Origin of the sequence: Zeimonas sediminis (genome assembly GCF_023721795.1) — a bacterium.
GTDB lineage: Bacteria > Pseudomonadota > Gammaproteobacteria > Burkholderiales > Burkholderiaceae_E > Zeimonas > Zeimonas sediminis.
This window is the reverse complement of sequence record NZ_JAMQYE010000001.1, coordinates 1711593-1738362: the sequence shown is the minus strand read 5'-3', so window position 1 is coordinate 1738362 and position 26770 is coordinate 1711593. Positions and strand designations below refer to the sequence as shown.

The 26770-nt window shown below is 67.1% G+C and carries 23 protein-coding genes and 1 pseudogene; 21 read left to right on the top strand and 3 right to left on the bottom strand.

What is annotated here, in order from left to right:
• Positions 1-372 precede the first annotated feature (372 nt).
• From M6I34_RS08110 to M6I34_RS08075, 8 genes are all read left to right on the top strand, one after another.
• Positions 373-768, top strand: a complete 396-nt coding sequence (locus M6I34_RS08110; RefSeq protein ID WP_272485190.1) for a RidA family protein — start codon at positions 373-375, stop codon at positions 766-768.
• A gap of 87 nt (positions 769-855) precedes the next feature.
• Positions 856-1749, top strand: a complete 894-nt coding sequence (locus tag M6I34_RS08105; RefSeq protein WP_272485189.1) for a LysR family transcriptional regulator — start codon at positions 856-858, stop codon at positions 1747-1749.
• 92 nt (positions 1750-1841) lie between these two features.
• Positions 1842-2864 (top strand): dipeptidase, encoded by a 1023-nt coding sequence (locus tag M6I34_RS08100; protein WP_272485188.1) that lies wholly within the window; start codon positions 1842-1844, stop codon positions 2862-2864.
• Entirely contained in the window at positions 2861-3835 is a 975-nt protein-coding gene (locus M6I34_RS08095; RefSeq protein WP_272485187.1) for a Bug family tripartite tricarboxylate transporter substrate binding protein, read from the top strand. The genes M6I34_RS08100 and M6I34_RS08095 overlap by 4 nt, the downstream gene beginning before the upstream one ends.
• A 9-nt stretch (positions 3836-3844) precedes the next feature.
• Entirely contained in the window at positions 3845-5104 is a 1260-nt protein-coding gene (locus tag M6I34_RS08090; RefSeq protein WP_272485186.1) for an NAD(P)/FAD-dependent oxidoreductase, read from the top strand.
• 533 nt (positions 5105-5637) lie between these two features.
• Positions 5638-7212 carry a gamma-glutamyltransferase family protein gene (locus M6I34_RS08085; RefSeq protein ID WP_272485185.1) on the top strand — a complete coding sequence of 525 codons (1575 nt, stop codon included), beginning with the start codon at positions 5638-5640 and terminating at the stop codon, positions 7210-7212.
• 323 nt (positions 7213-7535) lie between these two features.
• A complete protein-coding gene (locus M6I34_RS08080) occupies positions 7536-7886 on the top strand; it encodes a hypothetical protein (RefSeq protein ID WP_272485184.1) in 351 nt (116 codons plus the stop codon).
• A gap of 300 nt (positions 7887-8186) precedes the next feature.
• Positions 8187-9239, top strand: a complete 1053-nt coding sequence (locus M6I34_RS08075) for a metal-dependent hydrolase (protein ID WP_272485183.1) — start codon at positions 8187-8189, stop codon at positions 9237-9239.
• Positions 9240-9576: 337 nt separating this feature from the next.
• Here the strand turns inward: M6I34_RS08075 and M6I34_RS08070 are convergent.
• A pseudogene (locus tag M6I34_RS08070) lies at positions 9577-9699 on the bottom strand (transposase); the annotation flags it as partial.
• 403 nt (positions 9700-10102) lie between these two features.
• On the opposite strand from M6I34_RS08070, the gene M6I34_RS08065 reads away from it, so the two are divergent.
• The 6 genes from M6I34_RS08065 to M6I34_RS08040 all read left to right on the top strand — a co-directional run bounded on the left by M6I34_RS08065 (position 10103) and on the right by M6I34_RS08040 (position 15748).
• Positions 10103-11713, top strand: a complete 1611-nt coding sequence (locus M6I34_RS08065; RefSeq protein ID WP_272485182.1) for a hypothetical protein — start codon at positions 10103-10105, stop codon at positions 11711-11713.
• 90 nt (positions 11714-11803) lie between these two features.
• A complete protein-coding gene (locus M6I34_RS08060; protein ID WP_272485181.1) occupies positions 11804-12859 on the top strand; it encodes a hypothetical protein in 1056 nt (351 codons plus the stop codon).
• 103 nt (positions 12860-12962) lie between these two features.
• The gene (locus M6I34_RS08055; RefSeq protein ID WP_272485180.1) at positions 12963-13757 is read left to right on the top strand and encodes a hypothetical protein; all 795 of its coding nucleotides are present in this window, start codon (positions 12963-12965) and stop codon (positions 13755-13757) included.
• A gap of 53 nt (positions 13758-13810) precedes the next feature.
• The gene (locus M6I34_RS08050) at positions 13811-14341 is read left to right on the top strand and encodes a hypothetical protein (RefSeq protein WP_272485179.1); all 531 of its coding nucleotides are present in this window, start codon (positions 13811-13813) and stop codon (positions 14339-14341) included.
• Between the two features lie 128 nt (positions 14342-14469).
• A complete protein-coding gene (locus M6I34_RS08045) occupies positions 14470-15000 on the top strand; it encodes a GNAT family N-acetyltransferase (protein ID WP_272485178.1) in 531 nt (176 codons plus the stop codon).
• A gap of 28 nt (positions 15001-15028) precedes the next feature.
• The gene (locus M6I34_RS08040; protein ID WP_272485177.1) at positions 15029-15748 is read left to right on the top strand and encodes a Crp/Fnr family transcriptional regulator; all 720 of its coding nucleotides are present in this window, start codon (positions 15029-15031) and stop codon (positions 15746-15748) included.
• Between the two features lie 39 nt (positions 15749-15787).
• Here M6I34_RS08040 and M6I34_RS08035 read toward each other — a convergent pair whose 3' ends face one another.
• Entirely contained in the window at positions 15788-16807 is a 1020-nt protein-coding gene (locus tag M6I34_RS08035) for a Bug family tripartite tricarboxylate transporter substrate binding protein (RefSeq protein ID WP_272485176.1), read from the bottom strand.
• 206 nt (positions 16808-17013) lie between these two features.
• On the opposite strand from M6I34_RS08035, the gene M6I34_RS08030 reads away from it, so the two are divergent.
• Genes M6I34_RS08030 through M6I34_RS08020 form a run of 3 tightly spaced genes read left to right on the top strand, consistent with a single transcriptional unit; the run spans position 17014 to position 20823 of the window.
• The gene (locus M6I34_RS08030) at positions 17014-18744 is read left to right on the top strand and encodes a thiamine pyrophosphate-binding protein (protein WP_272485175.1); all 1731 of its coding nucleotides are present in this window, start codon (positions 17014-17016) and stop codon (positions 18742-18744) included.
• Between the two features lie 8 nt (positions 18745-18752).
• Positions 18753-19118, top strand: coding sequence for a hydroxyisourate hydrolase (locus tag M6I34_RS08025; RefSeq protein WP_272485174.1), 366 nt, complete (start codon positions 18753-18755; stop codon positions 19116-19118).
• Positions 19119-19128: 10 nt separating this feature from the next.
• Positions 19129-20823: a GMC family oxidoreductase gene (locus M6I34_RS08020; RefSeq protein ID WP_272485173.1), complete on the top strand. Its 1695-nt coding sequence runs from the start codon at positions 19129-19131 to the stop codon at positions 20821-20823.
• Here M6I34_RS08020 and M6I34_RS08015 read toward each other — a convergent pair.
• Positions 20820-21776 carry a hydroxyacid dehydrogenase gene (locus tag M6I34_RS08015; protein WP_272485172.1) on the bottom strand — a complete coding sequence of 319 codons (957 nt, stop codon included), beginning with the start codon at positions 21774-21776 and terminating at the stop codon, positions 20820-20822. The genes M6I34_RS08020 and M6I34_RS08015 overlap by 4 nt on opposite strands.
• A 110-nt stretch (positions 21777-21886) precedes the next feature.
• Between M6I34_RS08015 and M6I34_RS08010 the strand changes: the two genes are divergently transcribed.
• Genes M6I34_RS08010 through M6I34_RS07995 form a run of 4 tightly spaced genes read left to right on the top strand, consistent with a single transcriptional unit; the run spans position 21887 to position 26714 of the window.
• Positions 21887-22558, top strand: coding sequence for a GntR family transcriptional regulator (locus M6I34_RS08010; RefSeq protein ID WP_272485171.1), 672 nt, complete (start codon positions 21887-21889; stop codon positions 22556-22558).
• Positions 22548-22961, top strand: a complete 414-nt coding sequence (locus M6I34_RS08005; protein WP_272485170.1) for a RidA family protein — start codon at positions 22548-22550, stop codon at positions 22959-22961. The genes M6I34_RS08010 and M6I34_RS08005 overlap by 11 nt, the downstream gene beginning before the upstream one ends.
• A gap of 14 nt (positions 22962-22975) precedes the next feature.
• Positions 22976-25048 carry a hydantoinase/oxoprolinase family protein gene (locus M6I34_RS08000; protein ID WP_272485169.1) on the top strand — a complete coding sequence of 691 codons (2073 nt, stop codon included), beginning with the start codon at positions 22976-22978 and terminating at the stop codon, positions 25046-25048.
• 19 nt (positions 25049-25067) lie between these two features.
• On the top strand, positions 25068-26714 hold the full coding sequence (locus M6I34_RS07995; protein WP_272485168.1) for a hydantoinase B/oxoprolinase family protein: 1647 nt from the start codon (positions 25068-25070) through the stop codon (positions 26712-26714).
• Positions 26715-26770: the final 56 nt, after the last annotated feature.

Here is a 26770-nt window from a genome sequence, read left to right as displayed (position 1 = left end):
CCCCCGCCTACTCCGTTGATTCCCTTCGACTTCCCGGTTCGGAGCGCGACCGACCCCGAGGATAGGTTCGGAATACGTTCGGTTTTCGACCCGCGGCGATGCGGCGCCGAAAAATCCGTTGCGCTTCTTCGGCTTTCGAGCCCCCACCGACGGTCTGATTTGGTCTCATAATCCGTTGGTGCTGGGTTCGACTCCCAGGGGGCCCACCAGATTGCGGGGCGGGGTGCGGATGCCGAACGCTGCCCGCACGGGTAACACCGATGTCGATCGACCTTGGGAGGAAATCATGGTCGTCGAAGAGCGTCTGAACGAACTCGACCTGTTCCTCCCACCGGCGGTGATTTCGCCACCCGGCGTGAAGCTGTCTTTTGCGTGGACTCGTTCCTTCGGCGATCGGGTCTGCGTGGCCGGTCATGGCCCGCAGGCGCGAGATGGCAGCATCGCCCGTTCGGACGTGTTGGCGCCGAGGTCACTGCCGACGAGACGAATCGGGCTGCGCAGCTCGCGACGATGTCGATGCTCGGCAGCCTTTCACGCGAGCTCGGGGATCTGGACCGTATAGTGGCCTGGCTCCGAGTCGACGGGTTCGTGCTGGCGGCCCCCGGTTTCGATCGCACGACGAACGTGATCAACGGCTGCTCGGACCTGATCATCGAAATCTTTGGGCCCGAACGCGGGCGGCACGCTCGAGCGGCCATGGGGGTATCGGCCACGCCGCTGAGCTGCCCGGTGATCCTTGCCGCCGAGGTCGCCATCAAGAGAGTGTGAGGGCAGTTTCCCGGATGCGCTGGACGGCACGGCTGTGGTGCTGGCTAGAATCTCGCACTACCTCTGGAAATCGGGAGATCGATCGCAATGAACCTGCGCCATGTCGAGGTCTTCTACGCGATCATGCGCACCAACTCGATCACCGAGGCCGCCCGGCTCCTCAACGTCACCCAGCCTGCCGTTAGCATCGCGTTGAAGCAGCTCGAGAGTCGGCTGAAGATGAAGCTCTTCGACCGCAGCGGCGGTCGCTTGCAGCCTACCCCGGAAGCCAAGGCATTGCTCCCTGACGTCGCCGAGATCTTCGGGCGCATCTCGGACCTCGAACGCCTCAGTCAGGACCTGGCAGGGGGTTCCCGCGGCGTCCTGTCGATCGCTGCATCCGGTCCGCTGTGCGACGGCTTTGTCGCGAAGGCCGTGGCGACCTTCGTGGCCCGGCGCCCGGGCGTTCGTGTCAGCCTTCGGGCGCTGCCATCGTCCGCAGTGCTCGACCGGGTGATCAACCGTGAAGTGGACGTGGGTGTCGCCTACGAGCCTGCTTCGAGCGCTGTGGTACGGGTCGACGAGGTGATGCGTGCGGTCATCGGCTGCATCATGCCGGCGACTCACCCGCTTGCCCGTCGCAGGAAGCTCAGGTTGCGCGATCTTCGACCATATCCTGTCGTCACGTATCTCTCCCAGGCTGTCCTTCGACCTCATGTCGACAGGGTCTTGAGTGCCTCGGACGCCTCCTTGAATATCGTGGTCGAGACCGGCACTTCGGCGACCGGGGTCACCCTTGCCCTCCATGGTGCGGGGATCGCGCTAATGGAAACCGCCCTGTTCCTCGCGCGCCCGCTCGAAGGCCTGGTGATGGTGCCGCTCGAGCCGACGGTGGAGATACGGGCGCTCCTGTTGCGCCCACGAAATGCGACCTCCTCGCGCATCGTCGATGCGTTCGTCAGTCATCTGAAGGAGACCCTGCCAAGGCGGGCAGAGCATTAATTAAATTAATGCTCTGGCAATAAAGTTAAATTTGTGATTAATGGATCCGCTCTCTAGACTGGTCCGACTCCCACGAAAAGCGAGTTGGCGGAATGGCGGAACCCAAGACACAGAGTGCGCGTGAGATCCTCGGCGACGCGATAGTCCTCGACGGCCTCGGTGGTGCCGTGGTTCATCCCACGCCAGCCGCGCCCCCGGGCTCGACGTACGAGGAAAGCCTGGTTGGCTGGGGCTGGAACGTGCTGCACGTCACCCTCGTCTCCGAGCCCAACTACAACCCCACCTGGGAGCAGGCTCAGCTTGCGATCTACGAGAACCTGCTGAATTTCGAGATGAGCCCGAAGGTTCGACACGTCGAGCGAGTCGAGGACATCTTCGAGGCAAAGAAGAACGGGCAGTTGGGGGTGATCCTCGGCATCCAGAGCCCGAGTTGCATTGGTTCGCAGCGCGAGCGCCTCAGGCTCCTGCACAAGCTGGGCTTGCGCTCATTTCAGCTTACCTACATGGAGCGCAATCTCCTCGGCGACGGCTGCCTGGAGCCGGAGAACCGCGGGTTGACTCACTTCGGGATGCAGGTTGTGCGCGAGTGCAATCGACTCGGACTGTTGATCGACTGCTCCCACGTTGGCGTGCGAACGACGCTCGATGCGGTCGAGCACTCCATGAAGCCGATAGTGATCTCGCACACTGCGATGCGCGCAATCACGGACAACCCGCGTTGCGTGACCGACGAGCAACTCAAGGCGGTCGCTGCCAAGGGAGGCGTCGTCGGAATCACGACGTACGCCCCGTTCATTCGGTCCGACCGCCAGCCGACCCTCGACGATTTCCTCGATCATTTCGATCACGCGCTCGCTGTGGTCGGGGACGATCACGTGAGCTTCGCGACGGATTGGTTCGATGGCAAGACGAAGGTCAACTGGGCGACGCCGTGGTACTACCCGGAGGTCACTCGAGGCACGAAGTTCGAGAACCTCGGGATGAAAGGCTTCGCACACAGATCGGAGCTCGAGAACGTCGCGGCCGCCATGCTGGGACGAGGCTACAGCCGGCAGACGATCACGAAGATCCTGGGTGGAAACTTCATCCGTGTACTGAAGGAGGTCTGGAAATGAAGCGTGGATTCCTTGTCGCCCTGCTTGCCCTCGGGCTCGCATCCACGTTTGCCGCGCCGGCGAACGCCCAGAATTGGCCGTCGAAGACGGTGAGCATGGTGGTGCCGTTCACTGCTGGCGGCTCGACCGACACGGTGGCCCGCCTGATCGCCGAGAGATTGGCGCCAAAGCTCGGCCAGCCGGTGATCGTCGAGAACCGTGCCGGAGTCGGAGGGGCGTTGGGCTCCGACTATGTCGCCAAGTCGCCCGCGGACGGCTATACGCTGCTGGTCGGCACGGCCAGCACCATGGCGATCGCCCCGCACGTCTACACGAAGCTTCCGTACCAGCCGGTCCGGGATCTCAGCCCGATCACGCTGCTTGGTACGGCGGACATCATGATCGTCGTGCGCTCCAGCCTGCCGATCAAGACGGTTCCCGAGTTGCTGGACTACGCGAAAGCCAACCCCGGCAAACTGACCTTCGCGTCTGGCGGAAACGGCTCGATCTCGCACCTGCTTGGCGAGTACTTCAAGTCCATGGCGAAGGTCGACCTGAATCATGTTCCGTATCGCGGCGACGCGCAGATGGTTGTCGACCTGATTGGTGGCCAGGTGGATATGGCCTTCGGCACGGCCGTGGCCTTCCTGCCGCACGTGAAGACCGGCAAGGTCACGGCGCTAGCGGTCACGAATCCGAAGCGTTCGACGACCCAGACGCAATTGCCGACGGTCGGCGAGTCGGGAGTGCCCGGCTACGAGGCGGTCCAATGGTTCGGGATCGCGGCACCGGCAGGAACGCCGAAGCCGGTGATGGAGCGTTTGAACCGGGAAATCGTGTCGATCCTGGCCATGCCTGACGTGCGCAAGCGTTTTGGCGAGATGGGCTTCGACGTGGTCGGCAACACGCCAGAGGAGTTCAAGACCTTCCTCGAAGCCGAGAACAAGAAGTGGAAGATGGTCGCCGACGTATCGGGCACGAAGCTCGACTGATTGGGCGACATGAGTGATCGGCCGGGCGACATGGCGCAGCGGGTCTGCATCGTCGGGGCGGGCGTCGTCGGCCTCGCTTGCGCCCTTCAACTGCAGGCCCGAGGCTATGCGGTAACGCTTGTCGATCCCCGGCCGCCCGGGGAGTACTGCTCGCTCGGTAATGCCGGTTGTTTCAGTCGCGCCTCATGTGTGCCGCTCGGCTTGCCCGGGGCCTGGAAGAAGGTGCCGGGCTGGCTGGCGGATCCGCTCGGCCCGCTTTCGATCCCGTGGCGCTACGCAGCGCGCATCGCGCCATGGTTGTGGCGCCTGCACAAGGCGAGTTCCCTGGACCAGGTCAATCGGATCGCCGACGCGCTGCACCCCTTGCTCGACCGCAGCATCGACGCCTGGGTGCCCCTGGCCCAGCGGGCCGGCGTTCCGGAGCTGGTCGTCCAGAACGGCTACGCGTTTGCCTATCGGAGCGAGTCGGCCTTCCTGGGAGACGGGCTCGGCAGGGAGCTGAGGCGCGCGCGAGGGGTATCGATCGAGGTACTGACTGGCGGCGAGGTCCGGGAGTTCGAGCCCGCGCTGTCGAAGGCGGTCACTCATCTGGTCGTGCTTCCCGAACAAGGTCATTGCCCCAATCCGCTTCGCCTCTCACAGGCGCTCGCCGCGGTCTTGCATGCCGGCGGCGCACGTTTCTTCGCGGGGAAAGCCCTTGGATTCGAGCATCGCGAGGGGCGGGCCAATCGTGTCCTGACCGATGCCGGCCAGATCGATACCGATCACGTGGTGATCGCCGCCGGCGCCCATTCTGGCGAGCTCGCTAAAGCCCTTGGGCACGTCGTGCCCCTCGAGACCGAGCGCGGCTACCACGTGATGCTGTCGGCGCCCACGGTCGTGCCAAAGGTGCCTGTGATGTCGGGAGAGGGGAAGTACTTCTGCACCCCGATGGAAGGCGGGCTGAGGATAGCCGGGACCGTCGAGCTCGCTGGCCTCGACGCACCGCCGAACTACAGTCGCGCCGACGCACTCGTTGCGCTGAGTCGGAACCTGTTTCCTGATCTGGCCTTCGGCAAGCTCGAGCGCTGGATGGGGCATCGGCCCTCGCTGCCGGATTCCTTGCCCGTCGTTGGTCGGGCGCCGCGCGTGCCCAACGTGTACTTCGCTTTCGGGCATGGGCATGTCGGGCTCACGGCGGCCGCACCCACGGGCGAGATCATCGCAGCGCTCGTAGCGGGTGATGAGCCCGAGGTCGACATACGCCCGTTCGACATTAGCCGATTCTAGGGCTGAACGGGTCTGTCGAGCATCCGACGACGCTTACGCGTGTCGGTCGATACCCCGCGAGTTCGGGAGCGGTCGCCGACTGGGCTGGTTCGGGCGGTCGAGCAGCGAGATCCTTATATACGTCTCGCCTGCCGGCATCTTCCCCGCTGTCAACGGCACGTCCGCGTCGCGTCCCTGAAGAATCGCCACGATCTGCGATTCGCTGAACTTCGTCCTCTTCATCGGACTTCCTCCGACGTCACACTGCCAGAAAAGTCTACTTCCGAATGTCCACCGGCTAGGGGAGCTTACGGAGACACCGGTCCGATCTTCTCCGATGACGGGGGCGGTGCGGCCCTCGACACGGCGGAACTCGAGAACGGCCTTTCCGAGCTTCTCTGGGCATACGTGGCGGTTCGAATGTCGATTCCGACGCACCGATCCGTCCCGAATGTGGCGCGCCGTGCTTGAATTCCAAATTCCCGCGCGCAAGACCGAGCCGCTCGCGTCGGCGCAGAGGCCGCCCCCTTCACCACTGGCACTTAGCTCCCAGCATGCTCGACAACTTCTCCATCTCGCAACAGGTCCGCAAGCCAGCGGTTCGATCGGCCGCCGGAGTCGTCGCCGCCCAGCACGTCGTTGCGGCCCGCGTGGGCGCCCGCATCCTGCACCAGGGCGGCGACGCGGTCGACGCGGCGATCGCCACCTCGCTGGCCCTCGGCGTGGTGGAACCCTGGATGAGCGGTCTCGCCGCCGGCGGCTGCATGGTGCTGTGGCGCGCCAGGGAGCGGAAGGCGTATGTGGTGAACTTCGGGATGCGGGCGCCGGCCGAACTGGATCCGGCCGATTACCCGCTGAGCGGTCAGGCGGTCTCGTCGGACCTGTTCCCGTGGCCGCACGTTGTCGGTGATCGAAACGTGAAGGGCGCCACCGCGGTGGCGGTGCCCGGCATGGTGGCCGGGCTGGAGATGGCGCACCAGGCCTTCGGAACCTTCGCCTGGCGGCGGCTCGTCGAGCCCGCGGCGCAGCTGGCTCGCGAGGGCATGCTGGTCGACTGGTATTCGGCCTTGCTGACCGGCGCCAATGCGCAGGCGCTGTCCGAAGATCCGGACACCGCGGCCTGCTTCCTGCAGGACGGTAAGTGGCCGATCGTCGGCGGCTGGACCGCGGTGGAGCAGAAGCGGCTCGATCAATCGGCGCTGGCGCGCACGCTCGAGACCCTGGCCGAGGCGGGCCCCGCGGAGTTCTATCGCGGCAGCATCGCGCGGGCCCTGGTCGACGACGTGCGCGCCAAGGGCGGCTGCCTGAGCCTCGATGACCTGGCCGGCTACCGGGCGTCGATGGTCGAGCCCCTGCACATGGCCTGGAGCAAGGGGGAAGTGTTCGCGGCGCCGGACCTGACGGGCGGCCCCACTTTCCTGCGCGCCCTGGGCAACCTGAACCGCGCGCAGCTGAACGACGGGCCGCCCGATGCCGCGGCCTATCGCGCGATGGCGCTCGCCCTCGACGAGGCGTTCGACGATCGGCTCGCCAGCATGGGCGACCATGAGTCGCCGGCGAGTCCGGGCTGCACCACGCATTTCAGTGTCGTCGACGCGCAGGGCAACCTGTGCGCGGTGACGCAGACCCTGTTGTCGATCTTCGGCTCGAAGGTCACGTCGCCGTCCACCGGCCTGCTGCTGAACAACGGCATCATGTGGTTCGACCCCGAGCCGGGCAAGCCGAATTCACTCGCGCCCGGCAAGCGCTGCCTGACGAACTACTGTCCGGTGATCGGGCGAACCGCCGATGGCCGCGAGTTCGCCGTCGGCGCATCGGGCGGCAGGAAGATCCTCGGCTCGGTCATGCAGTTGGTCTCGTTCATGACGAACCACGGCATGGACCTCGAAGCCGCGTTTCACCAGCCGCGCATCGATGTCAGCGGCGGCGACGAGATCATCGCCGACCCGACGCTGCCGGCGGAAACGCTCGAGGCGCTGGCGGCAACGCTGCCGACCAGCACCGCGCGCCGCCACGTCTATCCGTACGCCTATGCCTGTCCGGCAGGCGTCGCCCGGGGCGGGGGCATCAACAGCGGTTGCACCGAGGTCTACACGCCCTGGGGCGACGCGGTGGCGGGGGAAGGCTGATCGACTGCCGGCCGTCGATGCGAAGCCGCCGAAGTCAGCCTCTTGATGGGGCTCGTGGGACAGCAAGTCGACGGTCGGAAAAGCAGCGCGCAGTAGGCCTCCGCGACAGCACGCGAGTGCCTGTCGTTTCAGCGAAGCGATCCTTGGACTGACTGCCGGGAGTCTCGGCTAACGCTGACCGCGGCGATTCAGACGATCGGATACGTGCCAAACACGCGCCAACTCAGACTGGCTTGGGTGGACACGTCACACCCACTGCAGGCTTCAGGTAAGCTCGCCAGCATCCGGCCAACCGGGAATTGCCGGTCGAATGGAGGGAGGGCATGGAAACCACCAGCAGCAAGACCGGCTTGCTTTTCGGCCTTGGCGTCGTCGTCATTCAGCTAATCGATGTCGCAGTGCATGTCGCAACGGGCCAGGCCGAGTTGATCCGCATCCTGTCGAACGTGATCATCGGCGGTTGGGCCGTGTGGTCGCTATCGGGTGTTGCGCGCGTCCGCAGCGCCGGTTTCGCGGCGGTCGCCGCCTATCTGGGCCTGAACCTCGCGTTCCTCGCGATGAACGGTCTGACCAATCCCGCCCAGGGCGATGCGCCGCGCGTTACGCTCTTCGTACTGGTGGGTCTGACAATCGCGCTTGCGCTCTGGACTCTGTCGCACCGGCGCGGCGGATAGCGCCTCGGTGCGCTGCGCTGCACGGCGATCGCCATCCCGCGGTAGAGACGCGGTGCACCGGAAAGGTCGGCATTGGCGACTTCTGGCGAGCACTGCGTACCTGTAAATGACCGCCTTCGTGCGACCACCTTCGGATGAGCGCGTTGCATATGCCCCCTATGCGCCTCGCTCGATGAGAGGCCAGGAAGCCGCCCTTCGCCAACGCGTATCGATGACCGAGATGTGCCGATCGGGCTCGCGCCGCGGAGCGGTAATCGAGGTTCGCACGTCGGCGGTCCGTAGGCTGTAGTCTGCTGAGTCATGGACTCTGTATCACAGTTCGCGCTCGGAGCCGCGGTCGGGCTGGCCGCGATGGGTCGGCGCACGGCGCCCTGGAAGGCTGCGCTCCTGGGCGGCGTCGTCGGCACGCTGCCCGATCTAGACGCCCTGGTCGACTACGGCGACGCGGTCAGCAACATGACGATGCACCGCGCCGAGACGCACTCGATCTTCTGGCAGAGCGTGGCCTCACCGTTCATCGCCGCAGCAGTCGCCGGCGTCGATCGCGCTGGGCCGCGGTTCACCGAGCGCTTCGCGCGCTGGTGGGGCGCGGTTTGGCTGGTGCTCGTCACGCATGCGCTGCTCGATGCGACCACGGTGTACGGCACGCAGCTCGCGCTGCCGTTCAGCAATCACCCGTTCGGCTTGGGCAGCGTCTTCATCGTCGATCCGCTGTACACGTTGCCGCTGCTTTTCGGGATCGCGGCGGCGCTGCTCGCGCGCGGCCCGGGCCGATTGCGCTGGAACCGGATCGGTCTCGCGCTCTCGACCGCCTACCTGGGCTGGGCCTTGCTCGCGCAGACGCATGTCACCGGCATCGTGCGCGAGCAGCTGGCCGAGCGCGGCATGCGGCCCGAGCGCGTACTGGTCACGCCAGCGCCGTTCAACACGGTGCTGTGGCGGGTCGTAGCCATGTACCCGGACGGCTACGATGAGGGGTTCTATTCGTTGCTGGATCGCGGCCGCGACATCCGCTTCGACCGGTTCTCCCGCGATGCCGCGCTGTACGCGGAGACTGCAGCAATCCCAGCCGTGGCCAGCGTCGCCTGGATCAGCAGGGGCTTCTTCCGCATGCGCGAGCACGACGGTCGGCTGACGATCACCGACCTGCGGATGGGCCAGGAGCCGTTCTACGTGTTCTCGTTCGAGGTGGCCCGGCGCGCCAGCCCCCTGGCCGAGGTCAAGCCGATCCGCGTCGGCAGTCGAGACGGCATGGATGCCGGGCACAGGTTCGGCTGGCTCGGCCAGGTCGGGCGCATGTCCGGCTGGCTCGGCCGGCGCCTGCTTGGCGAGGATCTGCCGCCGCCGCGTTGATTGTCCGTGAGAATGCCGCTGGAAGCCGTGTGACCGGAACGCATGGCACGAAGAGACCTTCAATCGTCCGGCGAAATGGATCAGGGCACCCGAGCGACTGCATCGGGAGCGATGAACTCAGCGCGGTCAACGTCGCTCGAGGGTCGCACGTTGTCGTTCGGGCAACGCCTCATGCAAGGCAGCTTCGCGTAGTTGGCGCCCGTCGAGCCTGAGCAGTTCAACGTCCGAGAAGCGTCGACAGCGAGAATAGATCGTCTTCGACTTTCTTGCGCCTCTCGGACAAGTCCCGGATCGATGTGGGCGGTCTCCACCTTGTTCTCGGTGAGCCACTTCAGGATCGCCAGGCGTAGATCGCCTGCTCGCTGACCTTGTTGCGCTTGGCCGCCGCGGCGACGGTCGACTTCTCGGCTTCCCGGAGGATGGCGACCATCTGCTCCTCGGTGAATCGGCTCTTTCTCATCGGCTCTTTCTTCGCGAAGAAGAGCCGTCTTTCCAGGATTCAGTGGTTCGAAGAGCTGGGACAGGTCAGGGCGTCGCAGAGCGGACTGGAGCTTGACTAGAATATTGTCAATCAAGCCCCCGGATGACTGGCAAATGCGGCCGTTTGTCGAGTGAGGCCGCCGGACATGTTGCCGATGAAAAGGCCATTCAGTAGCTTCGGTCGACGGGCGGGTTGCAGGAGCACCGGTCATGTGCTTCTGTTCGATTCATTGCCGCATTGATCGAGCGATGTCCGTCTTCAGGAATCGCTGGCAGGTGTCCAGACGAAGTGTCGAACGTGTCGTGCAGACCGTGAATTGGGGTATCGATTGATAGGGCAGTCGACGCATGCGGTCCTCCGTGCTTTCGCCCTGGGGGTCGCGATGGCATCCGTGCTGTCTTGCCTGACTGCACAGGCCGGCCAGATCATTGCCCGTGAGCAGCGGGGCGGGCTGATTGTGCAGGTCGTCGAACTCCAGGCTCCAGCCCCGCCCTTGCACGGGGTGTCGATGCAGGCCGCGCACGAACTGTCTGTGTCGGCAAGCGAGGCAGGCATGCGCATCGACGGGCTCGAAATCCTGTCCCACGCCAATCTGCGAAGCGGCTCGGCGGGCGACGCGATTCGGGGCTACATTTATCTGGATGCCATTCCGCAAAAGACCCTCAAGAGGCTGGCGCTCGCCGACGACTCCAGCCGACCCTTCAGTTGGTCGTACCGGATCCGCTACAGCCAGAACGGACAGAATGGCAGTCTCGACGGCCGGGTAACCTCTTCCGCGCCAGCCGGTCAGGCTGCCGGCGATAGCCGACCGGCCATCGATGTCGGTGGCCTGCTGGATGCGCCGCCACCTGTCGCCGCGCCCGCCACCCCTCCGTCATCAGGTCCGGGCCCGGCCGTTGCGGGCCTGGATGTCGACGCATTGCTGGGGAGCACGGCAGCCACGCATGCAGCGCCGCTGCACCCCGCCACCACCGCAGCTGCGCCGCGCCCGGACAGCGTGGAAGCGGCGCTGGAACCGGGTCCAGCCGGTGCTTCGCCGGTTGCCAGCGCAGGTTCGGGCTCCCGGATCGATGACGCCCTGGGCGACGCGCTCAGCTTGCGTGACCGGGAGCGTGAGCGAAAGGCTTACGTCGCGCATGCGGAAAGCCTGCGCAATGGACTGATAGAGCAGCAGTCCATGCAGAACAAGCTGCTGTTCGAAGTCTCGCAGTCGCATCAGCAGGTCGACCAGCGCCTTGCGGAAGCGGAACGCCGCCGTCAGGCAGAGGCCGAATCGTCGCGCAGTGGCCGCCTGATAGCCGGCCTCGTCGCCGGCACCGTTCTCGGCGTCGCAGGCCATCGCGCCGGCCTCCAGAACGCAGGAGAGATGGCGGGCCGGCTCGGCGCCAATATTGCACGCGGCAATGCGGGTGCGGGTTTTGCGGAATACTCCGCCGCGATGAACCAGGGCATGAATCAGCGACTCGCCGAGATCGAGGAGCAGAACCGCCTGGCACTGGCCTCGCAGCCGCAACGCATGACCGAGGGGCAACGGCTTTACCGCGAGTCGGTACAGCGCAGCGAGGCCGGCCGGCAGCAACTCATTGCGCAGGGCAAGCTGAACAATACCCCGCCGCCGCCCGCGGTGGCCGCGGCATTGAACGCCTCTCCGGCAGCAGCCGTACCGGGATTCAATCCGGGTGAAATCGCCGCCAACCCTGCCAACAGCGCGATCAGGCCCCCGTCGGCCGAGCCGGTGAACGCGCTGTCCAACGTGCAGCGTGAAGAGTTCAGGCCCGACTGTCAGGTACGGAACAGGCTGACCCATTTCGAAGGGGAGGTGACGACACGCAACGCCGTGGTGCATGTCATCACCTATCTCAGCCAGGCATGCCTGGCCGCCAAGAAGCGCTTCATCGAGGCCTACGCCTGCAACAAGGCCGAATCGATGGATTCCGCCCGGGCCCAGTGCAGCAGCGCTTGCGGCGATCCGACCTGCCGCAGCATCCGGTAGCCGATGCGGCGCTGGCACGCGGAGTCGCCGGTGTTTTTCATGTTGGACGCAGTCTGAATGTCGATTGGAAATTTCCGGAACTCCCTGCACATGAAGATCACGGATCTGCTGATTCGCGGGCCGCAGCGAGTGGCGCTGGCAGCCGCTGTCATCCTGGTTGCCGCCTCTCCGAACCTGCTTGCGCAGGATGTATCCGCCGACGTTCAACTCGACGTCATCAAGCATCGACTGGTGGAAGCCATCAAGGTCGAGAATCACCCACTGACGCTCAAGCTGATCGCCGATGCCCGCGCGATGAACCGCCCGCTCAACCCGGAGTTCGATTTCTTCGAGGGCAACGCCTTCAACGCGCTCGGCAAGGCGGAAGAGGCCGAGGCGGCGCTCAAGCGTTACGTCGAGGGCGCCGGCCCGAGGGCCCGCAACTACAAGCCGGCGATTGCCATGCTGTCGAACATCCTCGAGCGGAAGGAGGCGCGGGAGGCTGCCGCACGTCGCGCAGAGGAAGCCCGTCGGCAGCGCGAGGCTGCACATGCCGCGATGCTCGCGGCATCCGTGCGCGTGGGAGAGATCAAGCGCGTGAATACCGAGTGGGGATACGCAGTGGTGAGCGTTGATGATGGCGCTGACGCGCTCGCCGGTCCTACCCTGTATGCATTGACGCCGGCGGGAGTGCGCATTGACCTCAAACCGGGCAAGCTCACCGGCAACGAACTCTCGGCCACCGCCGCGGACTCGGCGGCGCTCGGCCCCGGCATCGTGGTGTACCGGGGGCCGGCTGCGGCGGCTGCGGGCCCGTCCGATCAAACGATGTCGACGATATCCGGGCTCGGCCCGACTGTGGTCAGAGTCGTCAGTGTCGCCTCGGGATCCGGCGGCGCGCAGAGCGGTCTGGAAGCCGACGATGTCGTCGTGAGCGTGCTCGTCCCCGAAGCGAACCGCGAGTTCAAGGTCCGAAACAAGGCCGCTCTGATGGGACTCGCCAGCCGCGCCGCCGGGACCGGACCCGGTGCAGGTGCCCCCGGACTCGTCAATCCATTCGTCGTGACGGTTCTCAGGAACGGAAACCGGATTCGGATCAACGGCCTGAATATCGATGGTGTCGAGCTTCAGGACGTATCGACCGCGGCACTTTCCAGTCGCAAATGAGCCGTCTATCTTCTGCCGCAAGAGAAACATTGTCTTGCGTGGATATCATCATCAAATGCCTTCGTCTGCTCCATCCACGCACCGCTCAAGCCGGCGCCGCGCCATGAACCGCAGCGTATCGACTGCCCTGTTGGCCCTGATGACATTGGCGACTGTATATGCGGCGACGTCTTCGGACGCATTCGCCGGCGACATGAAGGATTGCATACGGCTCGTCTCCGAAAGCGATCCTGCCCGGCAAGGCAAGACACGCAAGGTCCTGGTGAACAACTGCGCGGTGCGCACTTATGTCTTCTGGTGTCACCGCGGCGGGACGGCCTATCCCTGCAAGCCGCCCAAGCATTTCCGCCAGGGGAGGCACTTTTCTCCAGGAGAGCGTTACGTCAACAGTTATACCGTTCCGGATAATGTCGACATCGACCTTGGCGCCTGCACGGGCCCGTATACGCGCATCGAATTCGGTCCGGATGGCAGCTATCGTTGCCCATCCGACGGCAGCGGCATTGAAGGCCAGGGGCCGCGGCGCGGTCGCGCACAGTGTGCCGATGGGCGCAACATCGATTTCGACTGGCAGCTGAAGGGGGAGAACGAGCGCGTTGCGGTGCTTCAGTTGCAAGACGGTGCCGTGCAGATTCCGCGCGAGGAATATCGCGCTTTCGAGAGGAAGCCTGACGGACAGCCTCCCGCCCTTCTGGTGCGACGACTGTGTTCAGGATTCCCCGGGACCATGCCGGAAGCGGGCGCCGTTCCACAGATGAAAGGCAAGCTCCGGCAGCACGCTGACGAAATCGAACGCGAAAACCGGCAACGCTGCGCCGCCAAGAGCAATGAAGGTGACGACTGCCGCCGGTATCTCGAGCCGCAACGCGTGCCGCAGGCCGGCGGCCCTCGGGGTTGATGGATGCATGGCCTTGCCGGAGACTGGAATGCGACGATACCCCTCGAAAGGACATGTCGGGCCGCAACCGTCGTCTTGCTCTCCACGCCCATCACCAGCGTGCCTTCACCCGCGAGAAACTCGAAGACTCAGCCATGAAACATACGATTGCCACCGCCGCCCTGTTTTGCAGCCTGCTCGCTGGGTGTGACCCCACACTCCCCGTCAGACCGGACACGAGTGCGATCGGTGAAATGCCGACTGAAGTGGCCTTGTCCTTTCTGCAGAACTGGAAGGCGCCTGCCGGGCTGGTCGCGACGCCTGTGGACGCAGGAGAGAGGTGCGGCGCAATCAACAACGGTTCGATGACGCTCCGCAACGGCCAGACCTTTCCCTATGGCAAGCTGAGGCTTCTCGTCACCGGTACGGGCGGCCGCTACCGATCGGTGAATTTCACCGTCGCCGAAAGCACCTGGACCTGGTGCAGGTTCGGCGGCTTCGGCTGGGACTCTGAAAATGTGGCCACCCACCGTCGCGCATTGGGGGAAATCAACCGCATCGGCACTGCGTTCGCCGCTCTCGGTGGGCAAATCGAAAAACCGTGACGGCCCTGCACTGACAGTCGTCGGATGACCTCCGCTGCCGGCAGTCAACAGCCAGGGAGCCTGACGACCGCCTGCTCACACCGACTCGGATGTGCCCGTCAACCCAATGTCGAAAGGAGCGGGAAACGATGAAGAACATCGACATCGTCTTGTGCGACCGCCTGCCGCCAAGAGATGAGCTCAACGACATCCTGGCCCAGTACTACGAACTCATCGTCCAGCGGATGCGGGCCATGGGTTTCGAGATCGATCTTGCCGCGCCGCAAAGCGCTCTCGCGGAGTTCTGGGCGAATTCGAGCGACTATCTGCCCCCGAATGGCTGTCTGGTCGTGGCGCGCGACGACGCCGGCCGGATCGTCGGCTGCGGGATGCTGAAGCGTCTCGACCAGGACACGGGGGAGTTGAAGCGGGTCTTCGTGACCGACCTCGCGCGGGGCACCGGCACCGGCCGTCGCCTGATCGAGGCTCGCGAGGCAGCGGCGCGGAAGATGGGCCTGAAGCGCTTGGTCGCGGATACGCTGACGCCCAATGTCGAGATGCGCAGCCTCTATCCGAAGCTCGGCTTCGTTGAGGTGAAGGGGCCGATCGAAACGACGACGTACATCGATCAACCGATGCTCCGGCCCTACCTGCACTACTTCACCAAGGACATCGGCTAGTGCTACCCGCGCTGTACACTGCCGCTCCATGGCGGCCCCGAGCGAATCTTCTTCTTCGCTGATCACCCTGTCGCGCGCCCTGCTCGGCCGCGCGCTGGGTTTCCGGGACTGTCCGCCCGGCGTGCTCGACGCGCTGATCGAGGCCGGCCAGGTGCGAACGCTGGACAAGGGCGAGTACCTGACCCGGCGGGGCGGCTCGTTCGACGCGCTCGGCATCCTGATCGAGGGCTCGCTCGAGTCGAGCATCACGCGCCACGACGGCAATCGGCTGCTGGTGAGCTACCTGCAGGTGGGCGACCTGGTGGGCTTCATCGGGCTGCTCGACGGCGGCGGCCACGTCACCGACCTGAAGGCGCGCGAGGCCTGCAGGGTGATGATGATCCCGCGCGCCGTGGTGATGACCATGCGGGCCCGGCACCCCGAGATCGTGCGCGCCTGCGAGAGCCAGCTCGCGTTCCGAAGCCGCGTTCTCTACGACCGCCTGGCCGCCGACCCTTCGCTGCCGGTCGAGGCGCGGCTGGCCAGGCTGCTGCTGAGCTGGACCGGACTCTACGGCCTGCCGCGCGCGAGCGAGGTGCTGCTCGACGTCAGGATCTCGCAGGCCGACCTGGCCGACATGCTTGGCATCAGCAGGCAGCGGGCCAACGCGGCGATCGGTGAACTGCAGGCGCGCGACTGCATCAGGATGTCCTACTCGCGGATCACGATCACGGACCTGGACGCCCTGAAGGCCTGCGCGAACGGCTGAGCCGCGCGGCCTCGCCCTCGCGGGCGCCGGGGCGTTGCCTCATTCGAACTTGATGCGGCCGACGACCGGCCGGTACAGGTCCCGCTGGGCCAGCAGGAAGGCCTGCGCCTGCTCGGGGTCCATCGGCCTTGCCGCCACGGTGCCCATCTTCCTGCGCTGCTCGATCACTGCGGGCGCCTGGGCCGCTGCCGCGATCGCGGCGTTGAGCCGGCGCAGCGCCGGCTCCGGCACGCCCTTGGGCGCGAAGAACATGCCCCAGGTCTGCAGGTCCAGGCCCGCGAGGGCCTTGCTCTCCCCAAAGGCCGGCGCGTTCGGCACGACCGCCGAGCGCTCGGGCGACGAGACGCCCAGCACCTTGACCCGCCCCTGCGCTGACAGTCCTGCAACGACCGGCACGACCACCACGCCGAAGTCCAGCTGCCCGCCCATCACGTCGGCGACCACCCCCGCGCCGCCGCGGTAGGGAATGTGCAGCATGAAGGTGCCCGTCCTGCTCTTGACCAGCTCGGTGGCTAGGTGCTGGAAGGACCCGATGCCCGAGGTGCCGAAGGTGACCTTGCCCGGGTTGCGTCCCGCGTAGTCGACGAGCTGGTCCATGTCCCGCGCCGGATGGTCTGGGCGGGTGAAGAAGGCCAGTGGCGTGAAGCCCGACAGCGCGACCGCGAGCAGGTCCTCGGTCCGGTACGGCAGCTCCGGCTTGATCATCGGCATCAGCACGGTCTCGCTCGGCGAGCCGTAGAACAGCGTGTGGCCGTCCGCGGGCGCGCGCGTGCCCTTGTGGACGCCGATCGTCCCGCCGGCGCCGCTGACGTTCTCCACCACGATCGGCTGCCCGAGCGACTTGCCCATGCCCGGGGTCAGCAGGCGCACGTCGATGTCCGCGCCGCCGCCTGGCGTGAAGGGCACGATCACGTTCACCGGCTTGCTCGGGAAGTCCGGCTGGCCGGCGGCCCACGCGCTCGGCAACCCTGACAGGCCGGCGGCGCCGGCCACCAGCAGGCTGCGCCGCGAGAGGTCGGGCCGCGCGCGGCTCCGGCGAGGGGAGATGGGGCGTTTCATGCTGTCTCCTGCGTTCTGCTTGGGAGGCTTCACTATGCGCGAGCCGGGCCGCGGCCGATCGGCGAAGCGCGGCGACTCTGTCAGGGTTTGGACACTTCGGGCCGATCGGCGATGGCGGCCGGCCATGGCCTTGCGAACAATGGCCAGCGGATCGGCGGGCAGTGCGCCTGCCGGTTCCGCCGATCGATCGCAACGGAGGGGAGCCGGTGTCCGAGCAAAGAAAGATCAGGGGGGGCAAGCTGCTCGCCCGCGCGCTGTGCGAGAAGGGGGTCGAGCACGTCTTCACGCTGTCGGGAGGCTTCTGCAATCCCGCGCTCGAGGGCTTCAAGGAGTGCGGGATGCGCGTCGTCAACTGCCCGCACGAGCAGGTCGCCGGTTTCCTGGCGGACGCCCACACCCGCATCACGCGCAAGCCGGCGGTCTGCCTGGCGGGCCCCGAGAGCCCCAACACGGCCGGCGCGATGATGGAGGCCTGGGGCGAGCGCGTGCCGGTGATCTTCGTGACCTCGGCGAGCACGTTCCGGCGCCGCGGCGCAGGCGGCTTCAAGGAAGTGGACACGGTGGCCATGGCCCTGCCCTTCACCAAGTACAGCGCGAGCGTCGACGACGGCAACCGCATCGGCGAGTTCGTCGACCGGGCGTGGCAGATCGCCCTGAGCGGCTATCCGGGGCCGGTGCATCTGAGCGTGCCGGTCGACGTGATGTTCTCGTCGTTCGCCGAGGACGCCGGGCGCGAGGAGCGTCCGTTCGACCGCGGCGCCAGGCCCGTGCCCCGTGCCTGGCCGGAGCCCGCGAGGCTCGAGTCGCTGCTCGCGCTGATCGCCGGTGCGAAGCGGCCGGTCCTGATCGGCGGCCACGGCGTGTGGTGGTCGGGCGCCGAGTCCCTGCTCGAGGCCGCCGGCCGCGAGCTGAACATTCCGATCCTGAACATGCCGGGCCACCGCAAGATGATCCCGGAGAACGCGAGCGCGTACATGGGCCTGGCCGACGTCCACCAGTACCCGCCTTCCGCGCCGGCCCTGCAGGCCTGCGACGTGGCGATCCTGGTCGGAGGACGGCTGGACAACCAGATGGACTTCGGCAACACGGGGCTGTTCCCGAAGTCCACGAAGCTGGTGTGCGTGAACGGCTCGCACGAGGAGCTCGAGTACAACCGCTCGGCCGACGAAGCCCTGCTGAGCGATCCGGCCGCCTTCCTCGAGGCGCTCGCCGGCCTGAAGTCGCGGGGGCGGTGGTCGCTCGGCACCGAGTGGCTCGACCAGAACCGGCGATGGCGCGACGAGTGGGTCGAGAAGACGCTCGTGGAGCTGGACCTCGACAGCCGCGACGACGGCCGGATCCATCCGCTGCAGCTGTCGCTGGCGGTGCAGTCGGTCCTCGGCGAGAAGGACTGGCTGGTCTACGACGGTGGCAACACCCACTTCTGGGCCGAGATCGGTGTGAAGGTCCACGGGGCGCAGGGCAAGCGGCTGGCGGGAATCCTGCACCCCGGCAGCTTCAGCATCCTGGGGGTCGGCGTGTCGATGGCGCTGGCGGTGAAGAACACGCAACAGGAGGCGCGGGTCGTTCTGGTCAGCGGCGACGGCGCCTTCATGTGCGGCGGCATGTCGCTCGAGCTGGCGTTCCAGGAGAGGCTGCCAATCGTGGTCGTGATCGACAACAACGGCGGGCTCGACTGCATCTCGCAGCAGCAGGAGCGCCTGTTCCCCGACGGCTCGCACTACGCGACCGACTTCCGGGACATCCCCTTCCACAGCATGGTGCAGGGGATGGGCGGGCACGGCGAACTCGTCGAGCGGCTCGAGGACCTGAGGCCCGCGATCGAGCGCGCGCTCGCGAGCGGAAAGCCTGCCTGCGTGAACGTGAAGGCCAAGGGGGTGATCACGCCGATCATCGGCGCGGTCACCAGCAAGCGCGACAAGTCGTCGATCGAGTGAGGCACGCCATGGCCGTCATTTCAAGTCATGCGCTCGACGCGGTGCGCGGCGGGCACGCCGGCGGGCTCGAGGTCGTCCTGCGACGGATCCTGCCTTCCGGGGAGGCCGTCACGCTGTTCCGCACCGTCACCGACGAGGGCGGACGCCTGAGCGAGACCGTGAGCGTCGCCGCCGGGCACCGCGAGGCCGAGTACGAACTGGCGTTCGCCACCGCGGCATTCCTGGCGCGCCAGGGGCCGATTCCGGATGCGCCGTCGGTGATGCGGGCGCTGGTCGTGCGATTCGCGATGCCCGACCCCGACGCGCGCTACCACTTCCCGATCAGCATCACGCCCGCGAGCTGCTCGGTGCTGGCGATCGCGCCGGGACTCTGACGCTGCCCCGATGAGCGACATCGTCTGGGACTTCGTCGTGGTGGGCGCTGGCGCTGCCGGCTGCGTGCTGGCGAGCCGGCTGTCGGAGGACCCCGAGTCGAAGGTGCTGCTGATCGAGGCCGGACCCGATGCGCCGGCCGGCCGCGAGCACCCGGACATCCGCGATCCGCTGCCGGTGTCCTTCGGCAATCCGACCTTCTCGTGGCCGGCGCTGGTGGCCGAGGTTTGCGCCGATCCGGGCAACGGCCAGCCGCGCGCCGCCCGGCACTTCCTGCAGGGATTCGGCGTGGGCGGCGGCACCAACATCAACGGTTCGATCGCATTCCGGGGCCAGCCCGGCGACTACGACGCCTGGGTCGAGCAGGGCGCGGCGGGCTGGGGATGGCGCGACGTCCTCCCGTACTTCAGGAAGCTCGAAACGGACCTCGACTTCGACGGACCGCTCCACGGCGACGCGGGTCCGGTCGCGGTCCGGCGCAACCCGGAGCGGGAGTGGGCGCCGTTCAGCCGCGCGGTCGGGGCCGCGCTGCTGCGCCGCGGGCACCCTCGGATCGACGACTACAACGGCGACTTCGGCGACGGCCTGAGCGCGCTGCCGATGACCAACCTGCCCGACCGTCGGGTGTCGGCGTCGAGCGCCTACCTGACCGAGGCGGTGCGGCGCCGCCCGAACCTGAGCATCCTTCCGGACACCCTGGTCGAGCGGCTGCTCGTCGACGGTCGCCGTGTCGGGGGCGTGGTGGCGCGGAACGCGTCCGGCGTGTCGACCGTGCGCGCTCGCGAAACGATCGTGTCCTGCGGGGGAATCTTCAGCCCGGCGCTGCTGATGCGTTCCGGCATCGGCCCGGGGCGTCGCCTGCAGGCCATGGGCATCGCGGTCGTGCACGACCTTCCGGGCGTCGGGCAGGGCCTGCAGAATCACCCGAAGATCGAGCTCGCCGTGCATCTGCCGGCATCGAGCGCGCAGTCGCGGCGCCAGCGCGATCTCGGCCAGAACTGCCTGCGCTTCTCGTCGGGGCTGGCCGGCTGCGCGCCGCACGACATGGGGCTGGTCTCGATCAGCAAGGCCGCCTGGCATCCGCTGGGCGAGCGCATCGGGGCGGTGGGCGTCGCGCTCTACCAGCCGCTGTCTCGCGGCAGCGTGGAGCTCGACGACGCGGATCCGGCAGGTATGCCGCGCATCCGCTTCGGGCTGCTCGACGATCCGCGCGATTTCGAGCGGATGGTGACGGGATTGCGCTTCGCGCTCGACGTGCTGGCCGACCCGGAGGTGGCGCGTGAGCGCAATCAGGTCTTCCTGCCCGACGGGAAAATGGTGCGTCGCCTGGCGCGCCGTTCCGCCGCCAACTGGTGGCGGGCATGGCTCGCCAGGTGCCTGCTGGACATCCCGTCGGTTCGGCGATTCGGGCTGGGCGCCTCGATCGTTGATGTGGTGGAACTCGCGAACGACGAGGCCGCGCTGCGGCAGGTCGTGCGCCGGCACACCGGGCTCTCGCATCACGTGAGCTGCACCTGCCGTATGGGCCGGGCGGAAAATCCGATGGCGGTGCTCGACGAGGCTTGTCGGGTGCGCGGCGTCGAGGGACTCCGGGTGGTCGACGCGTCGTCCTTCCCGGTCATCGTGCGCGCCGGCATGTACCTGCCGGTGATGATGGTGGCGGAGAGGGCGGCGGACCTGATCCGGGATTCGTCGCCGGGCTGCTAGCCCAGAACCTTCGGGTTCGCGCATGCGCGCGGCTTTTCCCCGCGCAGGACCCGCAGGATGTCCTCCCCGGCGTCGCATCCCATCCGCCGCATCGCCTCGTCGGTCAGGGCGGCGCTGTGCGGCGTCACGATCACGTTGGGCAGCGACAGCAGCTCGAGGTCGGACGGAGGCGGCTCGACTTCGAGTACGTCCACCGCGGCGCCTGCAAGGTGACCGCTCTTCAGCGCATCGGTGAGCGCGGCGGTGTCGACCAGCGCGCCTCGAGCGTGATTGATCAGAAAGGCGCCGTGCTTCATCGCCCCGATGGCGCGCCGATCCAGGAGGTGCCTGGTTTCCTTGGTCGACGGGGTATGCAGGGTCACGAAGTCGGATTCGGCCAGCAAGGCGCCGAGCGAGCGGGGCTCGGCGCCGCGTGACCGGATCGTCTCGGCGTCGAGGTGCGGGTCGTGACCGAGGACGCGCATGCCGAATGCGAGGCGGCAGATTTCCGCGACCCGTGCCCCGATCCGGCCGATACCGACGATGCCGATGGTGCGTCCGCGAAGGTCGATGCCCATAAGCGTGTCGCGCTCGCTCCAGCGGCCCGCCCGCACTGCCCGGTCGGCACGGGCGATGTGGTGACCGAGCGCGATCATCGTGCCGACCACGTGCTCGGCCACCGATTCGGTATTGGCGTCCGGCGTGAACACGACCGGGATGCCGAGTTCAGTGCAGGTGTCCACGGGAATGTAGTCGAGGCCGACCCCGTGCCTGGCGACGACGCGCAGGCGGGAGCCGGCGCGGATTGCATCGGGAGCGATCGGCATGCGCACGAGCAGCGCGTCGGCGGAAGGGATTTCCTTCAGGAGGCCTGCAGGCGACGGGTCGGACAACACCTGGACCTCGGCTTCGCTCTGCAGCAGCTTCATGGCGTCCGGATGAATCGCGTGCGTGATGAGGACTGTCTTGCGCATGGGGTCGGGCCTCGGCGTGGGTCGGCGATGGGTTTCTCGGGGAGAAATGTTGCTTGACCGGTTTGTCGAAGGATACTAGAGTCTGAGTAACTAGTTAACTAGTCACTCAGATGACGACTCACTCCCATACGGGGCTCGCCGAGGCGTACCGCAAGATCAAGGAGGGGATCCTCGAACTGCGGTATCGACCGGGACAGAAGCTCTCCGAAACGAAGCTTGCGGCAGAGCTCCGGCTCGGCCGGTCGCCGATCCGGGGCGCGCTGGCGCGCCTCGAGCGGGATGGCTGGGTGCGGGTGCTGCCGCAGAGCGGGACCTTCGTCCGGAAACTGTCCCTGGAGGAGATCGCCGCCATGAGCGAGTTGCGGCTCCTGCTGGAGTCGCACGCCGCAAGCGTGGCGGCGCTGCGGGTGTCGCCCGACGAACTGGCGCTGCTGCGGGCGAAGTTCGAATCCCTGAAGGCTTCGGGCGTCGATGGGCATTTCGACGAGTTCCTCGACCTCGACGACCTGTTCCACGGTCTGGTCTACCGGGTGGCGGGAAACCCGCTGATCACGCAGATCCTCCAGAACCTGCGCGACCAGATCCACTGGGTCCGGGTCACGACCGCGGTCCTGCCCGGCCGGGTCGATGCGTCGCTGCACGAGATGGATCGCGTGCTCGATGCGATGGAGCGGCGAGATCCCGACGCGGCTGCCGAGGCGATGCGGCAGCACATCGGGAACATCGCCGTCTCCTATGAGGCCGTCCCGGCCGATGACGAGGGTGTCGCAGATGCGGCCTGAACTCAAGCGAACGGTCAGCACCGACCAGGCGCCCAAGGGGCGCGGGCCCTTTCCCCAGGCGGTGATCGTCGGCCCGCTGGTCTTCGTGTCCGGTCAGGGGCCCCTCTCGCCCGTCACGAACCAGCCGATCGACGCCGGCTTCGTCGCGCAGGTCGAGCAGACCTTCGCGAACGCGCAGGCCATCCTGCGAGCTGCCGGGCTCGGCCTGGAGCACATCGTGAAGGTCACCGTCTACCTGACCGACCTCGCGAACATCCCCGAATTCAATCGGATCTACGAGCGACTGGTGCCTTCGCCGCTGCCCGCGCGGACCCTGGTCCAGGCAGGGCTTCGGGGCATCGACGTCGAGATCGACCTCATCGCCGCCGATCCCCAGCGCCTCGGCGCGATCTCCCTCGCATAGCGGACGGGCCTGCAATGTATTTCGTCGGCACCGATATCGGCGGCACCTTCACCGACCTGTTCGCGGTCGAAGTCGAGACCGGGCGTTCGCTGACCGCGAAGGTCCTCACGAATCACGACGACCCGACGAGCAGCGTCTCGCGTGGAATCGAGCAGCTCATAGCCACTGGCGAGGTGCGGGCGGAGCAGATCGCGCGCGTCCTGCACGGCACCACGCTCGTCACCAATGCGCTCATCCAGCGCCGCGGCGCGCGCGCGGCGCTGCTCGTCACGGAAGGCTTTCGCGACGCGATCGAGATCGGCACCGAACACCGGTTCGATCTCTACGATCTCGACATCGATAAGCCGCAGCCGGTCATACCCCGGCATCTCCGCCGTCCGGTCCGGGAACGCGTGCTCGCCGACGGAACGGTGGAGACGCCGATCGACCTCGCGCAAGCGCGGGCCGAGATTGCCGCGCTTCTCGCCGACGGGGTGGACGCGATCGCGATCTGCCTGCTTCACGCCTTCCGGAACCCGGTGCACGAGCGCGCGCTTCGCGACCTCATCCTGGAGATGGCCCCAGGCATGCACGTGTCGCTGTCGTCCGAGGTCGCGCCGGAGATCCGTGAGTACGAGCGCGCGTCCACGACGGCGATCAACGCCTACGTGGCGCCGATCGTCGAGCCCTACCTGCGGGCCCTGCGGGAGAAGCTCGAGCGGATGGAGGTCCGCGGGGCCCTGCTCGTGATGCAGTCCAACGGAGGGACGGCGGTTCCCGAGACCGCCTCGCAGTTCCCGGTGCGGCTGCTCGAGTCGGGCCCGGCGGCAGGGGCCATCGGAGCGGCCTACATCGCGCGGGCGATCGAGCGGCAGAAGGTGCTCTTCTTCGACATGGGCGGCACGACGGCGAAGGCGTTCATCGTCGACGACGGCGCTCCGATCGTTGCTCGGAAGCTCGAGGTGGCGCACGTCTACCGGTTCAAGCACGGCAGCGGGCTGCCCGTCCAGATACCCGCCGTGGACATGATCGAGATCGGGGCGGGGGGCGGAAGCATCGCGCGAATCGACCGCCTGGGCCTCCTGAAGGTGGGCCCGGACAGCGCGGAGTCCGAGCCCGGCCCGGCCTGCTACGGCCTGGGGGGATCGCTTCCCACCGTCACGGACGCCGACGTGGTGCTCGGCTACATCGGGACCGAGAGCTTCCTCGGCGGCAAGATGCGCCTCGACCGGGAGGCGGCGCGGCGGGCCATCGCGCAGCACCTCGCCGAACCCCTCGGGCTGAGCGTCGAGGAGGCCGCGTGGGGCATGCATCAGGTCGTGAACGAGAACATGGCCTCGGCGGCGCGCGTTCACCTGCTGGAGCACGGCCGCACCCCGGCCGACTACGCGATGGTCGCGTTCGGCGGCGCCGGGCCCACTCACGCCTATGGGGTCGCGAAGGCGCTGAGGCTTCGCGAGCTGGTCGTGCCGTGGCAGGCGGGCGTGGGCTCCGCGTTCGGGATGCTGTGCGCGCCGGTTTCGTTCGATCTGGCCCGAAGCCTGAGCGTGCCCGTCTCGGAGGCCCGCTGGGACGAGATCGCCGCCTTCCTCGACGAGATGATCGAGGACTGCCGCCGCAAGGTGCGCGACGCCGGGGTGCCGCCGGAAGCGATCGTTGCGGTTCGCTCCGTGGACATGCGCTATCGCGGGCAGGGCCACGAGGTCCAGGTGGATCTGGAAGGGCTCGACTGGCCGGACGTGTCGGCCGAAGAGGTGCTCGATCGCTTCCGTGCCGAGTACGAGCGCCTGAACGCGGTCAAGGGCCCGGACGCCCCGATCGACTTCGTGACCTGGCGCGCCAGCGCGCGCGGACCCGTTCCGGATCTGCCCTTGAGAGCCGGCGCCGCGGCGGGTAAGGCGGCCTCGCGGTCGCGCCGGCTGGTCTACTTCGGCGCGGACAGAGGGTTCATGGACACGCTCGTCGTGCCCCGGCCTTCGATGGAGCCGGGGGAATCGATCCATGGGCCGGCGCTGATCGAGCTGGGCGACGCGACCGTCACGGTCGGCCCGGATGCCACCGCGCTGATGCGTGAAGACGGGCTCATCCAGGTGACCCTGGTTCATTGACGGAAAGGGGCAACGGGCCATGGCAAGCAACTTCCCTCCGTACCTTCTGGAGATCCTCTGGAATCGGCTTCTCGCGCTCGCGGAAGAGCAGGCGCAGGTGCTGATGCGCACGGCTTTCTCGACGATCGTGCGCGAGGCGGGCGACTTGTCGGCCGCGATCTTCGACCGCAGGGGCCGCATGGTCGCCCAGGCGAGAACCGGCACGCCCGGCCACGTGAACACGATGGCCAGGGGGATGCGCTTCTTCCTCGAGGAGTTCCCGCTCGACACGATCGAGCCGGGCGACGTGCTGCTGTCGAACGATCCCTACAAGCTCGCAGGACAGCTCAACGACATGTGCATCGTCACGCCCGCCTTCCACGAGGGCCGGTGCGTCGGCTTCTTCGCGAGTTGCTGCCACATGGTCGACGTGGGGGGCGTCGGCCTGACCGCCGACGCGCGGAACGTGTTCGAGGAGGGGCTTCAGGTTCCCTTCTGCAAGTTCCTGGTGCGGGGGCAGGAGAACCGGGACGTCTTCCGGTTCATCCGGGCCAACGTGCGAACGCCCAAGGAGGTCATCGGCGATCTCTACGCGCAGGTGGCCGCCGGCGAGGTGGCCGCCCGCAGACTGGCCCAACTGCTCGGCGAGTTCGCACTCGCCGACATCGAGGCGCTTTCCGACGAGATCGTGTCGAGGTCGGAGGCGGCCGTGCGGGCCGCCGTCCGGGATTTCCCGGCCGGACGGTTCGACTATGGCTGCGAGAACGACGGATTCGAGAAGCCGCTTCATATCCAGGTGGCGGTGTTCCGGGACGGCGACCGCCTGGTCGTCGATTTCGACGGGACCGATCCGAGCGTCGATCGCGGGATCAACGTGCCGCTGGCCTACACGACCGCCTATTCGTCGTATGCGGTGAAGTGCGTCGTCGCGCCGGATGTGCCGAACAACGAGGGAAGCTTCCTTCCGATCGAGGTCCGGGCGCCGCGAGGCTCGCTGCTGAATCCCGTTCATCCAGCGCCCACCGCAGCCCGCCACATCGTCGGCCACTTCCTGCCGACCGTGGTATTCGGCGCCCTCGAGCAGGCGCTGCCGGAGAAGGTTCCGGCCGACAGCGCCGCCGGCCTGTGGGTCACGCAGGTATCGGGGATGAAGGCGGGGCAGGAGCCGTTCTCCTTCGCGTTCTTTTCCTGCGGAGGGATGGGGGCCCGCCGGACGAAAGACGGGCTGTCGGTGACCTCGTTCCCGAGCGGCATCCAGAACGTGGCCACCGAAGTGATCGAGTCCGAGTCGCCTGTCGTGCTTCGCCAGCGCGAGTTGCGGCCGGACTCTGGAGGGGCCGGACGACATCGGGGCGGTCTCGGGCAGGTGATCCGCTTCGAGGTCAGGTCGGAAGGCCCGGCAACGCTCTCCGGCATGTACGACCGGGTGCGATTCGCGCCTCGCGGCACCCAGGGCGGGCGTGATGGCGCTCCCGGGGCCGTGCGCGGCGAGGACGGGCGTCCCCTGCCTTCGAAGGGCAGGACCACCATCCGGCCTGGCGAGCAGATCACGCTCGAGTTGCCGGGGGGTGGAGGCTTCGGTGATCCGCGCGATCGCCCGATCGAGGCGATCGAAGCGGACGTCGCGGAAGGCTACGTATCGAAGGAGGAGGCTGCCCGGGACTACGGAACCGCAACGTCCGCATGAGTTGCGCTCGTGGCCCCGGGAAGGGCCGTTTTTTGAGCGTGCCGTCTCGGCACAAA